The organism is Pseudomonas sp. Marseille-Q0931 (assembly GCF_940789645.1).
Classification (GTDB): Bacteria; Pseudomonadota; Gammaproteobacteria; order Pseudomonadales; family Pseudomonadaceae; genus Aquipseudomonas.
Window position 1 is genome coordinate 115,680 of the sequence record NZ_CALNWT010000008.1, and the last position, 14,203, is coordinate 129,882.

10 protein-coding genes are annotated in these 14,203 nt (G+C 64.8%); 6 read left to right on the forward strand and 4 right to left on the reverse strand.

What is annotated here, in order from left to right; genetic code table 11:
• Positions 1-5: 5 nt before the first annotated feature.
• Entirely contained in the window at positions 6-881 is an 876-nt protein-coding gene (locus P3C50_RS14315; RefSeq protein ID WP_275546515.1) for a hypothetical protein, read from the reverse strand.
• 156 nt (positions 882-1,037) lie between these two features.
• Between P3C50_RS14315 and P3C50_RS14320 the strand changes: the two genes are divergently transcribed.
• From P3C50_RS14320 to ggt, 4 genes are all read left to right on the forward strand, one after another.
• Complete coding sequence (locus tag P3C50_RS14320; protein ID WP_275546516.1) at positions 1,038-2,030, forward strand: AraC family transcriptional regulator; 993 nt, start codon at positions 1,038-1,040, stop codon at positions 2,028-2,030.
• Between the two features lie 248 nt (positions 2,031-2,278).
• On the forward strand, positions 2,279-3,307 hold the full coding sequence (locus P3C50_RS14325; protein ID WP_275546517.1) for a histone deacetylase family protein: 1,029 nt from the start codon (positions 2,279-2,281) through the stop codon (positions 3,305-3,307).
• A 66-nt stretch (positions 3,308-3,373) separates the two neighbouring features.
• Positions 3,374-4,468 (forward strand): polyamine ABC transporter substrate-binding protein, encoded by a 1,095-nt coding sequence (locus tag P3C50_RS14330; RefSeq protein WP_275546518.1) that lies wholly within the window; start codon positions 3,374-3,376, stop codon positions 4,466-4,468.
• Positions 4,469-4,724: 256 nt separating this feature from the next.
• Complete coding sequence (gene ggt, locus P3C50_RS14335) at positions 4,725-6,404, forward strand: gamma-glutamyltransferase (protein ID WP_275546519.1); 1,680 nt, start codon at positions 4,725-4,727, stop codon at positions 6,402-6,404.
• 249 nt (positions 6,405-6,653) lie between these two features.
• On the opposite strand, the gene P3C50_RS14340 is transcribed toward ggt, so the two are convergent.
• A complete protein-coding gene (locus P3C50_RS14340) occupies positions 6,654-7,559 on the reverse strand; it encodes a LysR substrate-binding domain-containing protein (RefSeq protein ID WP_275546520.1) in 906 nt (301 codons plus the stop codon).
• A 294-nt stretch (positions 7,560-7,853) separates the two neighbouring features.
• Here P3C50_RS14340 and aspA point away from each other — a divergent pair, with 294 nt between their 5' ends.
• Positions 7,854-9,278, forward strand: a complete 1,425-nt coding sequence (aspA, locus tag P3C50_RS14345) for an aspartate ammonia-lyase (protein WP_275546521.1) — start codon at positions 7,854-7,856, stop codon at positions 9,276-9,278.
• 131 nt (positions 9,279-9,409) lie between these two features.
• On the forward strand, positions 9,410-10,663 hold the full coding sequence (locus tag P3C50_RS14350) for a dicarboxylate/amino acid:cation symporter (protein ID WP_275546522.1): 1,254 nt from the start codon (positions 9,410-9,412) through the stop codon (positions 10,661-10,663).
• Between the two features lie 199 nt (positions 10,664-10,862).
• On the opposite strand, the gene P3C50_RS14355 is transcribed toward P3C50_RS14350, so the two are convergent.
• A complete protein-coding gene (locus P3C50_RS14355; RefSeq protein ID WP_275546523.1) occupies positions 10,863-12,704 on the reverse strand; it encodes a nitric oxide reductase activation protein NorD in 1,842 nt (613 codons plus the stop codon).
• Positions 12,705-12,793: 89 nt separating this feature from the next.
• Positions 12,794-14,203: a cbb3-type cytochrome c oxidase subunit I gene (locus P3C50_RS14360; protein ID WP_275546524.1), complete on the reverse strand. Its 1,410-nt coding sequence runs from the start codon at positions 14,201-14,203 to the stop codon at positions 12,794-12,796.

The window sequence follows — 14,203 nt, forward strand, 5'->3', positions numbered from 1 at the left end:
GGGCATCAGCCTTCGCTGTCGAGCAGCTCGAACGCGGTCAGGCGATCGATCCCCTTGCCCATGAACAGGTTGAAGGGCCGCCCGGCCTCCACGGCCATGTGGGTGCAATCGTCGTAATAACGGTCCCCCAGCAGCGTGCGTTGCCCGAGCAGAAAGTGTTTGCCCATGCTGCCGATCTCGAACACCAGTTTCTTGATGGGGGACGTAAGGTGGTCATCGTTATCGATGATCACCTCTATCTGTCTTTCGTCGACGGCCTTTTGCAACTCCGGATCGCTGAAGCGCAGCCTGGCCGGCGTGCGTTCGTTTTCCCTGTCCAGGTAGAGTTGGCCCAAGCTGCCCGCCTGGTCTTCGTCGCCCCGGTTTCGAACTCGTTGAAAGCTCAGCGGTGGCAGTTGCTCATTCAGCTTCACCTCGATACGGCAGAACACTTCCTCCAGTGAGGACGGCCTGTTGAACGCATTGCCGTTCTCCCGCTTGACCAGAAACGGTCGACCATGGGCGACGAACGAGGTACGCAGCGGCGTCGGCAAGTCGTCCTCAATACCGGTGATTTCGAGTGTGGCCGGCCAGTGTTCCCTGGCTTGCACGATCGGCGTGAAGCGTTCGGTCAGGGCTTCACGTTGTGTGGCGTCCAATGGCTTGGATTGCAGCCGGACCCTAAGCGCCTGCTCATCACCATCGACCAGGGTGTAACGCAGATGACCCGGGAGATAGCCGAGCGCCTGAAACTGCTGCTGCAGGCTTTCAAGATAGGAGCCGTCAATGCCGGCGCCCTGGCGAATGGACTCGTCAAAACGCAATTCGACCTGGGGCTCCTGCCCGCACGCGGCGAGTAGCAGGCAAGCGGGTAAAAAGGCGGTACGGAGCGAGTTTCGCATGAGGTTCATCCTTGAAAACGGCCACGGACTCTAGCACGCGCAACCTTTATTGACCTTGCGCGAGTACACGACGTGGGCCTGAATGCCTCTCAACGCGAAAAGCGCGAGGCATGCTTCTTGCGTTCTTTTCTCCCTCCTGCACCGACGGAATGCATCATGCTGCACGCTTCGCTGACCACCTTGCACGTGGTTTCCCTGATCCTGCAACGCTTCGCCGAGCAGCCCGAGTTGCGCCCGCAATTGCTGGCCGGGAGCGGGATTGGTGCGGCCGACCTGGACAATGCCGATGCGCGCATCACCCGGGTGCAGGAACTGCAGGTGTGCGCCAATGCCCTGGCCCTGCGTGCCGACCTGGGCCTCGAGTTGGGGCGCAGCCTGCATGTTTCCTCCTATGGGCTGCTCGGTTACGCCGCGCTCTCGGCTGCCACCTTTGGTGACGCCTGGCGCCTGCTGCTGCAGTACCCAGCACTGCTCGGCACCTATTTTCGGCTCGACCTGCAGGTGGAAGGCGAACTGGCCTGGATCAGCGCCAGCGGCTATCGCCATGCCGAGGCGCTGGAAGTGTTCAACGTGGAGATGTGTCTGGCCTCGCTGAAGCTGATCGGCGACGAGTTGCTGCATCAGCCGCTGCCGCTGGCGTGCGCCGAGTTCGGCCATGCCAGGCCGCGCTACGTGAAGCGCTATGCACACAGCTTTGCCTGTACGCTGCGCTTCGCGGCGCCGCGCAATGCCTTCGCCTTTCCCGCCGAGCTGCTGGAGCGCCGCCTGCCGCTGGCGGACAGCGTCACCCATGGCGATATGGTCGAGCGCTGCCGGCGCCTGAACGTCGAGTTCGGCTGCCGTCAGGCCTGGCTGGAGCGGGTGCGCCAACTGCTCGCCGCGCAACTGGCCGAGCCGCCGGGGCTGGAGAACCTGGCGCAGCAGATGCACTGCTCGCCGCGCACCCTGCGCCGTCACCTGCAGGAACTGGGCACCAGTTACCAGGGCCAGCTTGACGAGCTGCGCTTCGAACGCGCCAAGGCGCTGCTCAATGAGGAGCAATGGCCGGTGTACCGCATCGCCGAAGCGCTCGGTTTCAGCGAGACCGCCAGCTTCCGTCATGCCTTCCAGCGCTGGAGTGGAGTGGCGCCGAGTCGCTTTCGAGCGTAGCGCGGATGCAATCCGGGAATGCCCGGCGCCTTTCCCGATGGCATTAGGGCCACCAGCAGTCTCGTGGGAGCGGCTTCAGCCGCGATAAAGGCTCGCCGCTGAAGCGCCTCCCACGCCGCCGCCGGACATGGGATGTGCGCCACTGCAATCTGGCCATTTCGATCCCCTTTTGGCCGTTGCCAGCGTTCTCGATGCTGGCCGAGCAGGCGAACAATACAGGCACAACAACGATGCCTGGAGCGCCTTGCATGCTCACCTACTACAGTGACGACCACCACCTGCACCACGGCAAATGCGAGCTGATCGACGGGCAGCTGATGCCCTGTTTCGAGAAGCCGCAGCGCGCCGACCACATCCTCGCCCGCGTGCGGAATCGCCAGCTCGGCGAGGTTCGCGCGCCGAAGGATTTCGGCCTGGCGCCCATCGAGCGCATCCACAGCAAGGCCTATCTGGATTTCTTCCGGGGCGCCTGGGCGCGCTGGCAGGCGCAGGGCGGCAAGGGCGACCTGCTGCCGTTTACCTGGCCGGCGCGCACCCTGCGGCCGATGATTCCCAACGACCTGCACGGCCAGCTCGGCTACTACAGCTTCGACGGTGGCGCGCCGATCACCGCCGGCACCTGGCAGGCCGCCTACAGCGCCGCGCAGGTGGCGCTCAGCGCCCAAGCCGAGATCGCCAACGGCGCCCACAGCGCTTTTGCCCTGTGCCGTCCGCCAGGCCACCACGCCGCCGGCGACGTGATGGGGGGCTACTGCTACCTGAACAACGCCGCCATCGCCGCCCAGGCCTTTGTCGATCAGGGCCGCAAGAAGGTCGCGATCCTCGACGTCGACTACCACCACGGCAACGGTACTCAAGACATCTTCTACCAGCGCAGCGACGTGCTGTTCGCCTCGATCCACGGCGACCCGGCCGAGGAGTTCCCGTTCTTCCTCGGTTATGCCGACGAACTGGGCGAGGGTGCAGGCGAGGGCTACAACTTCAATTACCCGTTGCCCATGGGCAGCTCCTGGGAGACCTGGAGTGCGGCGCTGGAGCAGGCCTGCCAGCGCATCGCCGAATACGGCGCCGAGGTGCTGGTGGTGTCGCTGGGCGTGGACACCTACATGGAAGACCCGATTTCGCAGTTCAAGCTCGACAGCCCGGACTACCTGGCCATGGGCCGGCGCATCGCCGCGCTGGGGTTGCCGACACTATTCATCATGGAAGGCGGCTACGCGGTGGAGGCCATCGGCATCAACGCGGTCAACGTACTGGAAGGGTTCGAGGGCGCCTGACTGGCGCCTTAATCAGTGATCAGGAATCTGCCAAACAATAACGACACTTCAGGGGTGACATACACGATGAAAGCCATCAAACAGATGCTCGGCGCCGCCCTGTGCGGCGCCACCCTGCTCAGCAGTGCGGTGCAGGCCAAGGAGCTGCGCGTGTACAACTGGGCGGACTACATCCTGCCGTCCGTGCCCAAGGACTTCCAGAATGAGTCCGGCATCCAGATCACCTGGGACACCTTCGAGACCAACGAGGCGCTGGAGGCCAAGCTGCTCACCGGCAACTCCGGCTATGACCTGGTGATCCCGTCCAACCAGTTCCTCGAAACCCAGATCAAGGCCGGCGTGTTCGCCCCGCTGGACAAGTCGAAGATCCCCAACTGGAAGAACCTCGACCCGGTGTTGCTCGGCCTGCTGGAGAAGAACGACCCGGGCAACCAGTACGGCGTGCCCTACATGTACGGCACCGTGCTGATCGGCTACAACCCGGACAAGGTCAAGGCCGCGCTCGGTGACGATGCGCCGGTCAACAGCTGGGATCTGGTGTTCAAGCCCGAGTACATGGAGAAGCTGAAGTCCTGCGGCGTGGCCATGCTCGACTCGCCTACCGAGATCATCCCCATCGCCCTGCACTACATGGGCCTCGACCCCAACAGCAGCAACCCGGCCGACTACGACAAGGTCACCGAGCTGCTGCTGAAAGTGCGCCCGTACGTGACCTACTTTCATTCGGCCAAGTACATGACCGACATCGCCAACGGCGATATCTGCGTGGCTGTCGGCTATTCCGGCAGCTTCTACCAGTTCGCCAACCGCGCCAAGGAAGCCGGCAACGGCGTGACGATCAACTGGCGCCTGCCCAAGGAGGGTGCGCCGATCTGGTTCGACACCTGGGCCATCCCCAAGAGTGCACACAATGCCGACGAAGCCCACGCCTTCATCAACCACCTGCTCGAACCTAAGGTGATCGCGCCGATCAGCGACTTCCTCGGCTACCCCAACCCCAACGTGCCGGGCATGGAACTGGTGGGCGCGGAAATCGCCGCCGACCACGACCTGACGCCGACAGCGGAAATGCAGAAGTCGCTGTACGTGGTGCAGCCGCTGCCGCAGAAGATCGAGCGCGTGCGTACGCGGGCGTGGACCTCGATCAAGTCGGGTAAGTGATCCACTAAAAGCTCGCGGCTAAAGCCCCTCCCACAGAGTGCGTCGCTTTTGTGGAAGGGGCTTTACCGAGGTGCCCACGTCTAAGTGGGCAACTGCGTTTGCGCCGCTCCGCGTCACATCTGGTGACGCTGACGACTGTGACGATCGTGATGGACGCAGAGCGTCCTGGGCTGCGTTGCCCCGCGGGGCGTGGCAACGATCAAACGGCGGGTAGCGGCCTACACTCAACAAGCACAATAAAAACCGAGGTTTCCCCATGCGCGTTTTTCACTTCAAGACCCTGACGCTCAGCGTCGCCCTCGCCCTCGCCGTCGGCAGCAATGCCGTGCTGGCCGCCAGCCTGGAAGGTGGTGCGGTCGCCGCTCCGGATCAGTACGCCGCCAAGGTCGCCGCCCAGGTGCTAGAGAAAGGTGGCAACGCGGTGGACGCCGCCGTCGCCACCGCCTTCACCCTGGCCGTCACCTACCCCGAAGCCGGCAACATCGGTGGCGGAGGCTTCATGACCCTGTTCATGGACGGCAAGCCGTACTTCCTCGACTACCGGGAAACTGCGCCCAAGGCGGCGACCAAGACCATGTATCTGGACGACAAGGGCGAGGTGATCGAGAACCTCAGCCTGGTCGGCGCCAAGGCGGCCGGCGTGCCCGGCACGGTGATGGGTCTGTGGGAGGCGCACAAGCGCTTCGGCAAACTGCCATGGAGCGAGCTGATCACCCCCGCCATCGGCTACGCGAACGAGGGTTTCAAGGTCGCCGACCAGCAGTTCCAGTACCGCGAAGACGCCATCGGCCTGTTCAACGGCCAGACCAACTTCACCGACTACTTCGACACCATGCGCCCGGGCGAGGTATTCAAGCAGCCGCAGATGGCAGAGACCCTGGAACGTATCGCCGCCAATGGGCCGGACGAGTTCTACAAGGGCAAGACCGCCGACCTGCTGGTCGCCCAGATGCAGCGTGACGGCGGGCTGATCAGTAAAGAGGATCTGGCCGACTACCGCGCCAAGTGGCGCGAGCCGATGCGCGTCGACTGGCAGGGCAACACTCTCTACACCGCGCCGCTGCCCAGCTCCGGTGGCATCGCCCTGGCCCAGCTGATCGGCATCAAGGAACAGCGCGCCGCCGACTTCAAGGGCGTCGAGCTGAACTCCGCGCGTTACATTCATCTCCTGGCCGAGATCGAAAAACGCGTATTCGCCGACCGCGCCGACTATCTGGGTGACCCGGATTTCTCCGACGTTCCGGTCGACAAGTTGGTCGATGCCGAGTACCTCAAGCGCCGCGCCAGCGAGGTCAACCCGACGGCTATCTCGCCGACCGAGCAGGTACGCCCAGGGCTGGAACCGCACCAGACCACACACTTCTCCATCGTCGATGCCGACGGCAACGCAGTCAGCAATACCTACACGCTGAATTGGGATTTCGGTAGTGGCGTGGTGGTCGAAGGGGCGGGTTTCCTGCTCAACGACGAGATGGACGACTTCAGCGCCAAGCCCGGCGTGGCCAACGCCTTTGGTGTGGTGGGCAGTGATGCCAACGCCATCGAACCGGGCAAGCGCATGTTGTCCTCGATGAGCCCGAGCATCGTTACCCGTGACGGCAAGGTCAGCCTGGTGCTGGGTACGCCTGGCGGTTCGAGGATCTTCACCTCGATCTTCCAGGTGCTCAACAACGTCTACGATTTCAAACTGCCCCTGGAAAAGGCCGTCGCCGCCCAGCGCGTCCACCATCAACTGCTGCCCAAGGACACCATCTACTACGACGCCTACGCGCCGCTCACTGGCAAGGTCGCCGACGAGCTCAAGGCCATGGGCTACGTGCTCGAGGACCAGGGCTGGAACATGGGCGACATCCAGGCCATCCGTGTTGACGGGCGTACCCTGGAAACCGCCTCCGACCCGCGCGGTCGTGGCGTGGGCCTGGTGGTGAGGCCCTAAGTCAGAGGCATCGCGCCGATCAGTGCTTTTCTCGGCTACCCAACGTACCGGGCATGCAGCTGGTGGGCGCAGCCGCTGGCCGCAGAAGATCGAACGCGTGCGTAAGCGGGCGTGGACGCCGATCAAGTCGGGTAAGTGATTCATCACCAGCCGCTACTACAGGTTTTGCAGTTTTCTGTAGGAGCGGCTTCAGCCGCGAATGTCTTTGTCCTGCTAAAGCCGGCGCGGCAGGGCACCCTACCCGAAAGCTCAGCCCCCCACTTCCCCCGTCTCCAGCTTGCGCCACAGCAAACGCACCGCCGCCTTGCGCACCAGGGCGCAGCGGTACAGGCGGATTTCCAGCGGGATCTGCCACTGCTCTGCGCCACAGATGGCCAGTTCGCCGCGGGCCAGTTCCGCAGTCACCGATAGCCGTGGCACCCAGGCCACGCCCATGCCCTGCAGCGCCATGCTCTTGAGGCTGTCGGCCATGGCGGTTTCGTACACGGTGGTCGAGCGCAGCGCGCGCTGGCGCAGCAGCAGGTTGACCGAGCGACCGAGAAAGGCGCCGGCGCTGTAGGCCAGCAGCGGTACGCTCTGGCCTGCGTCGAGGTCGTACAGCGGCGTGCCGGACTCGCTCACCGCGCATACCGGCAGCATCGAGGTCGCACCCAGGTGCAGTGAGGGGAAGATCGCCGGGTCCATCTGCAGCGCCGCGTCGGGGTCGTAGTAGGCGAGGATCAGGTCACAGGCGCCCTCGCGCAGCGAGTGCACCGCCTCGCCGACGTTGGTGGCCACCAGGCGGGTGTTGAGCGGCAGGCCATCGCGGCGCAGGCCGGCAATCCATTGCGGGAAGAAACCGAGGGTCAGCGAGTGCGCCGCTGCGATCTGCAGGACTTCACCGCGCTGCCCGTCCAGGTGGTGCAGGTGGCGGATGACTTCGCCAAGCTGCTCCACCAGGCTGCGCGCGGTGACCAGAAACAGGCGGCCGGCCTCGGTCAGCTCGATGGGGGTGCAGGAGCGGTCGACAAGGGTCAGGCCGAGCATCGCCTCCAGGCTGCGGATGCGCCGGCTGAACGCCGGCTGGGTGACGAAGCGCTTCTCGGCGGCCTGGGAGAAGCTGCGTGTGGCGGCGAGAACGATGAAGTCGTCCAGCCATTTGGTTTCCAGGTTCATCGAGTCTCCGTAGCCCGGATGCAATCCGGGGTTGGCCTGTCACGTTGCCCCGGATTGCATCCGGGCTACGCACTATAGGCAGGGCGCGAATCGTGGGAGGCTTCAGCCGCGACCGCTCGCGGCTGAAGCCACTCTAACGGCGATGGTGCACGCCGCAACAGCGTCCGGCGTCACACGAACATTATGCCGATTGTGCATAGGGCAGCAAGCAACGGCATTGGTAGCGAGACGGTAAGAGCCCATATTCTATGGGCATCGCGGCGTTCGCCGTATCTCCCGAGAGTCATCTCCATCATGTCCTCTGCTGCATCTGTTCGCGTCGAAAAAGACCTGCTCGGCACCCTCGAAGTCCCCGCTGAAGCCTATTACGGCATCCAGACCCTGCGCGCCGTGCAGAACTTCCGCCTGTCCGGCGTGCCGCTGTCGCACTACCCGAAGCTGGTGATCGGCCTGGCCATGGTCAAGCAGGCCTCGGCTGACGCCAACCGCGAGCTGGGCCACCTGTCCGCCGCCAAGCACACGGCGATCAGCACCGCCTGCGCGCGCATCATCCAGGGCGAGTTCCACGAGCAGTTCGTGGTCGACATGATCCAGGGCGGCGCCGGCACCTCGACCAACATGAACGCCAACGAGGTGATCGCCAACATCGCCCTCGAAGCCATGGGTCATGAAAAGGGCCAGTACCAGCACCTGCACCCGAACAACGACGTGAACATGGCGCAGTCGACCAACGACGCCTACCCGACCGCCATCCGCCTCGGCCTGCTGCTCGGCCACGACAGCCTGCTGAGCGCACTGGACAAGCTGATCCAGTCGTTCGCCGCCAAGGGCCTGGAGTTCGGCCATGTGCTGAAGATGGGCCGCACCCAGTTGCAGGACGCCGTGCCGATGACCCTCGGCCAGGAGTTCCGCGCCTTCGCCACCACCCTCGGCGAAGACCTGCAGCACCTGAAACTGCTGGCGCCGACCCTGCTCACCGAAGTCAACCTGGGCGGCACCGCCATCGGCACCGGCATCAACGCCGACCCGAAATACCAGGCCCTGGCGGTCAAGCGCCTGGCCATCATCAGCGGCCATCCGCTGACCCCGGCTGCCGACCTGATCGAAGCCACCAGTGACATGGGCGCCTTCGTGCTGTTCTCCGGCATGCTCAAGCGCACCGCGGTCAAGCTGTCGAAGATCTGCAACGACCTGCGCCTGCTCTCCAGCGGCCCGCGTACCGGCATCAACGAGATCAACCTGCCGGCGCGTCAGCCGGGCAGTTCTATCATGCCGGGCAAGGTCAACCCGGTGATCCCCGAGGCGGTCAACCAGGTGGCCTTCGAAGTGATCGGCAACGACCTGGCGCTGACCATGGCAGCCGAAGGCGGCCAGCTGCAGCTGAACGTGATGGAGCCGTTGATCGCCTACAAGATCTTCGACTCGATCCGCCTGCTGACCCGCGCCATGGACATGCTGCGCGAGCTGTGCATCGACGGCATCACCGCCAACGAAGACCGCTGCCGTGAACTGATGGAAAACTCCATCGGTCTGATCACTGCGCTCAACCCCTACATCGGTTACGAGAATGCCACCCGTATTGCCAAGGTCGCCCTGGAAAGCGGGCGCGGCGTGCTGGAACTGGTACGTGAGGAGCAACTGCTGGACGAGGCCACCCTGGCCGACATCCTGCGCCCCGAGAACATGATCGCCCCGCGTCTGGTTCCGCTGCAGGGCTGATTCATCGAATGACGCACGCCGCCTCTTTGGGCGGCGTGTTCATTTCCGCCCTCGAACCTGTGCCTGGGGCGGCACCGCAGAAGACCGCAGAGACGGCCCCCACAACAACGACAATCCGGGTGTACAACCACATGAGTCAGAGCAACACCGCTTCCCCCTCCTTCCTAGCCCGCGTGCCGCTGTGGCAGCAGATCCTCTTCGGTCTGGTGCTTGGTGTCGTGATCGGCATGCTGTTCAAGAGCGTCGCCCTGGCGCTGGCACCGATCGGCGCGCTGTTTCTCAATGCGATCAAGATGCTTATCGTGCCGCTGGTGTTCGTTTCCCTGGTAGCCGGCATCACCTCGATGAGCGACAGCGCCAAGCTCGGTCGCATCAGCGTCAAGACCATCGCCATCTATCTGATCACCACCGCCTTCGCGGTGAGCATCGGCCTGCTGTTCGGCACCCTGTTCAGCCCCGGTGAGGGCATGCAGATGGTCGCCAACGGCACCATGGAGGCCAAGCAGGCGCCTTCGCTGGTAGAGATACTGGTGGGCCTGGTGCCGACCAACCCGGTGACCGCCTTCGCCGAAGGCAACATCCTGCAGATCATCGTCTTCGCCATCGCCCTGGGCCTGAGCATGAACCTGGTCGGCGAGAAGGCGGCCCCGACGATTCGCCTGTTCGACAGCCTGGCCGAGGTGCTCTACAAGCTCACCGACCTGGTGATGCGCTTCGCCCCCATCGGCGTGTTCGCACTGATCGCCGGCGTGGTCGCTTCCCATGGCATCGAGGTGCTGCTGCCGCTGGCTGGCGTGATCGGGGTGATCTACCTGGCCAGCCTCGCCCATCTGCTGCTGATCTACGGCGGCCTGATCGGCGGCCTGGCGCGTCTCAGCCCGCTGCGTTTTTTCCGCGGTATCGCTCCGGCGCTGGCGGTGGCCTTCAGTACCTCGAGCAGCTCCGGCACCCTGCCGGTGTCCATCGAGTGCGCGCGCAAGAACCTTGGCGTATCGCAGGGCGTGGCCGGCTTCGTGCTGCCGGTGGGCGCCACCATCAACATGGACGGCACCGCGATCTACCAGGGCGTGCTGGCACTGTTCATCGCCCAGGCCTTCGGCATCGACCTGAATGCCGGGCAGTACCTGATGATCATCCTCACCGCCACCCTGGCCTCCATCGGCACCGCCGGCATCCCCGGCGCCGGGCTGATCATGCTTGGCCTGGTGCTGAGCTCGGTGGGTCTGCCGCTGGAAGGCGTGGCGCTGATCGCTGGTATCGACCGCATCCTCGACATGGCGCGCACCACGGTGAACGTCGCCGGTGACCTGATGACCACCACACTGGTGGGCAGCAGCGAGAAAGAGCTGGATCGCGAGATCTACAACAGCGACAACGCTGCCTGAGCAACCGTTTTCATAGGAGGCCTTCACCAGCCTCAACCTTCAGGGATGGCCTCGGCCATCCCTTTTTTTATCCGTTTGTTGACGCGGTTGTGGTAGCCACTAATTGTGGGAGCGACGGGGGCGCCTAGCCTTGTCCGCGAGCTTTTCAACCCTTTGCGGGCAAGCCAGGCGCCCCGTCGCGGCCACACAACACCTCTATTCAGCGCCTTGTCAGTTGCCGATACAGCTGCGGCAGGTACAGCGGCAGATGCTGCGGTTTGTCGATCAGCGTGTAGCCACCGGCGCCGAACATGTACGGCAGATAGTCGCCGGCCTGCTGGTCGATGGTGATGCAGAACGGCAGCACGCCGGCTCGGCGGGCTTCGAGCACGGCCTCGCGGGTGTCCTCCACGCCGTAACGGCCTTCGTAGAGGTCGAGGTCGTTGGGCTTGCCATCGGTGACCAGCAACAGCAGGCGCTGGCTCTGCTGGCGCCCGCCGAGCAGGCGCGTGGCCTGGCGGATGGCCGCGCCCATGCGCGTGTAGTAGCCGGGGCGCACCGCGAGGATGCGTCCGCGGGCCTGCTCGTCGTAGCGCTGGCCGAACGGCTTGAGCTCCTGCATGCGCACCTGCTGGCGGCGCAGCGAGGAGAAACCGTACAGGGCGAAATCGTCACCGGCCGCCGACAGCGCCTCGGCGAACAGCAGCAGGCTGTCCTGGATCACGTCGATGACCCGTTGCTCGTCGTTGAGGTGCGATTCGGTGGACATCGACAGGTCGGCGAGCAGCAGGCAGGCCAACTGGCGGCGGGTGCTGCGCTGTTCGAGGAACAGCCCCTTCTCGCAGGCCTTGCCCTGCTGACGCTGCACCTGGAAATCGAGCCAGGCGCTGAGGTCCAGCTCGCTGCCCTGCGGCTGCTGGCGCAGCCATTGGCGGTCGTTGCGCAGCACCTCGAACTGGCGGCGCAGGCGCCGTGCCGGCAGTGCCAGGTGCGTCGGCAATGGCTGCGCCTCGGCCGCGTGCGGGTGGAAGAGCTGCAGGCTGACGTGGCGCTCGAGCAAGGCCGAGCGGCGGTAATCCCACTCCGGCAGGTGCAGGCCCGCGCCCAGCGGCAGGTCGTCCTGCTCCGGTGATGGCAGGTCGAGGTCCAGATGCAGGCCGCCGCCCTTGCGCGTGCGCTGGCGCGACAGGGTCAGCTCGTCGAGGTCCTCGGCCACGCGGGCGGCATCGAGGTCCTCGCTGTCATCGTTGCAGCGGTCCAGTTGCACGTGTTCGGACCAGCTGAACAGATTCTCCAGGCGGAACAGCAGCAGGCCGCCCTTGCCGCTGGTGTCGTCTATGCGCGAGGCGCGCTTGCGCAGTGAACGTTGCGCCGGGTTGGGGTTGCGGGCGCTGCCTTCGCCTTCCTCGGGCAGTTCGCTGGAGGCGCCGGGGCCCTGACCCTGCGGCGGATACAGCCACAACGGCAATGGCCAGGGGGCACGTTCGTCGTGGGCGAAATGGGTGACGCTGCCGGGTTCGCGCAGCGCCTGGCGCAGGTCGCGCTCCAGGGCCGCACTGGCGGGCGGCAGGCTGTCGGGGGCGGGCCGCAGGCGCAGGTGCGCGTCGACCAGCCGTTGGTAGCGAGGGCGCATGGCCGGGTAGCGTCGCAGCAACTCGTTCACCCAGCGCTGGTTGTCACGCCCCCAGTGGCGCATGCCGTCGGCGACCGCGCCGAGCATCGCCAGCCAGCGGTACAGCTCGCGGTTCAGCTCGGCCTGCGGGAACACGGCGAGGGTCGGCGGCAGGCGCATGTTCTGCGCATCGCGCCAGGCCACCGGCATCTGCCTGCAGGTGCCAGCGACCTGTTGCAGCAGGCTGCGCCGCAGCAGCAGTTCGCGCGGCTGCGCGGCCTGGATCTGCACTGCGCTGGCGCCGCCGATGGCGTGAAAGAGCAGTGCCAGGGCGCGCTGCTGGTCGCTCAGCTGCACCTGGGCGTGGGTGAAGTCCGGGTCGCTGCGGCGGGTGATGAAACGGTGCCAGACGCTACCGACCCATTCCTCGACTTCGATGCTGAAGGCCATACCCGATTCCCTGAAAATGAGATGAGGGAGGGGCTTCAACCACGACTGTCGCCGCTGAAGCGCCTCCCACCGTTACCCCTTGTCGTCGATCAGGGGGTGGCCATGACGACGTTCTTGCGCTGCACGAAGCTCAGCAGGTAGCAGACCAGGCCGAGGGCGAAGCCGATACCGGCAACCAGGCGCGCCCAGAAGTACGGTGCCAGCTGGTCCATGGTGGCCATGAAGGCCATCGCTTCGTTGTCGCTCGGCCAGCGTTGCAGCCAGATCTGCGCGGCGCCGGCGGCGGTCAGCAGCAGGGTGATCAGCACCATGGAGATGGTCATCAGCCAGAAGCCGGCGATCTCGACACGCTGGGCGCTTTCCTGTGGCGCCTCACCGATGCCACGTAGACGCGGCATGGCGTAGGAGATCATGGTCATGACGATCATCGCGTAGGCGCCGTAGAACGCCAGGTGGCCATGCGCTGCGGTCAGCTGAGTGCCGTGGGTGTAGTAGTTGACCGGCGCCAGGGTGTGCAGGAAGCCCCACACGCCGGCGCCAAAGAACGCGGTCACGGTGGTGCCCAGTGCCCACAGACCGGCGGCACGGTTGGGGTGCTGGCGACGACGACGGCGCACCATGTTGAAGGCGAACAGCACCATGGCGAAGAACGGCAGCGGTTCCAGGGCCGAGAAGATCGAACCCAGCCACAGCCATACGCCTGGTGCGCCGATCCAGAAGTAATGGTGGCCGGTGCCGATGATGCCGGTGATCAGGGCCATGGCGATGATCACGTAGAGCCACTTCTCGATCACCTCGCGGTCGACGCCGGTGACCTTGATCAGCACGAAGGCCAGCATCGCGCCCATGATCAGCTCCCACACGCCTTCCACCCACAGATGCACCACCCACCACCAGTAGTACTTGTCGCGGGCGAGGTTTTCCGGGTTGAAGAAGGAGAACAGGAACATCACCGCGAGGCCGATCAGGCCGGTCATCATCACCACGCTGACCGTGGTCTTGCGACCTTTGAGCAGGGTCATGCCGATGTTGTAGAGGAAGCCCAGGGCGACCACCACGATGCCGGCCTTGGTGATCGTCGGCTGTTCGAGGAACTCGCGACCCATGGTCGGCAGCAGCTCGTTGCCGGTGATCCTGGCCAGGGTGGCGTAGGGCACGGCGAGGTAGCCGAGGATGGTCAGCGCGCCGGCGATGGCGAACACCCAGAACAGGATAATCGCCAGCTTCGGGCTGTGCAGTTCGCGGTCGGCCTCTTCGGGGATCAGATAGTAGGCCGCGCCCATGAAGCCGAACAGCAGCCAGACGATCAGCAGGTTGGTGTGCACCATGCGCGCCACGTTGAAGGGGATCAACGGGAACAGGAAGTCACCGACCACGTACTGCAGGCCCATGATCAGGCCGAACAGGATCTGCCCGACGAACAGCATCAGGGCGAACACGAAGTAGGGTTTGGCCACGGCTTGCGAGGCGAATTTCAGATGCGGATTGGCAGTGGTCAT

Bases quoted from the DNA above. Each gene is read 5' to 3' on its own strand.
- P3C50_RS14315 (WP_275546515.1), bottom strand. From the start codon at position 881: ATGCGAAACTCGCTCCGTACCGCCTTTTTACCCGCTTGCCTGCTACTC.
- P3C50_RS14320 (WP_275546516.1), top strand. From the start codon at position 1,038: ATGCTGCACGCTTCGCTGACCACCTTGCACGTGGTTTCCCTGATCCTG.
- P3C50_RS14325 (WP_275546517.1), top strand. From the start codon at position 2,279: ATGCTCACCTACTACAGTGACGACCACCACCTGCACCACGGCAAATGC.
- P3C50_RS14330 (WP_275546518.1), top strand. From the start codon at position 3,374: ATGAAAGCCATCAAACAGATGCTCGGCGCCGCCCTGTGCGGCGCCACC.
- ggt (WP_275546519.1), top strand. From the start codon at position 4,725: ATGCGCGTTTTTCACTTCAAGACCCTGACGCTCAGCGTCGCCCTCGCC.
- P3C50_RS14340 (WP_275546520.1), bottom strand. From the start codon at position 7,559: ATGAACCTGGAAACCAAATGGCTGGACGACTTCATCGTTCTCGCCGCC.
- aspA (WP_275546521.1), top strand. From the start codon at position 7,854: ATGTCCTCTGCTGCATCTGTTCGCGTCGAAAAAGACCTGCTCGGCACC.
- P3C50_RS14350 (WP_275546522.1), top strand. From the start codon at position 9,410: ATGAGTCAGAGCAACACCGCTTCCCCCTCCTTCCTAGCCCGCGTGCCG.
- P3C50_RS14355 (WP_275546523.1), bottom strand. From the start codon at position 12,704: ATGGCCTTCAGCATCGAAGTCGAGGAATGGGTCGGTAGCGTCTGGCAC.
- P3C50_RS14360 (WP_275546524.1), bottom strand. From the start codon at position 14,203: ATGACCACTGCCAATCCGCATCTGAAATTCGCCTCGCAAGCCGTGGCC.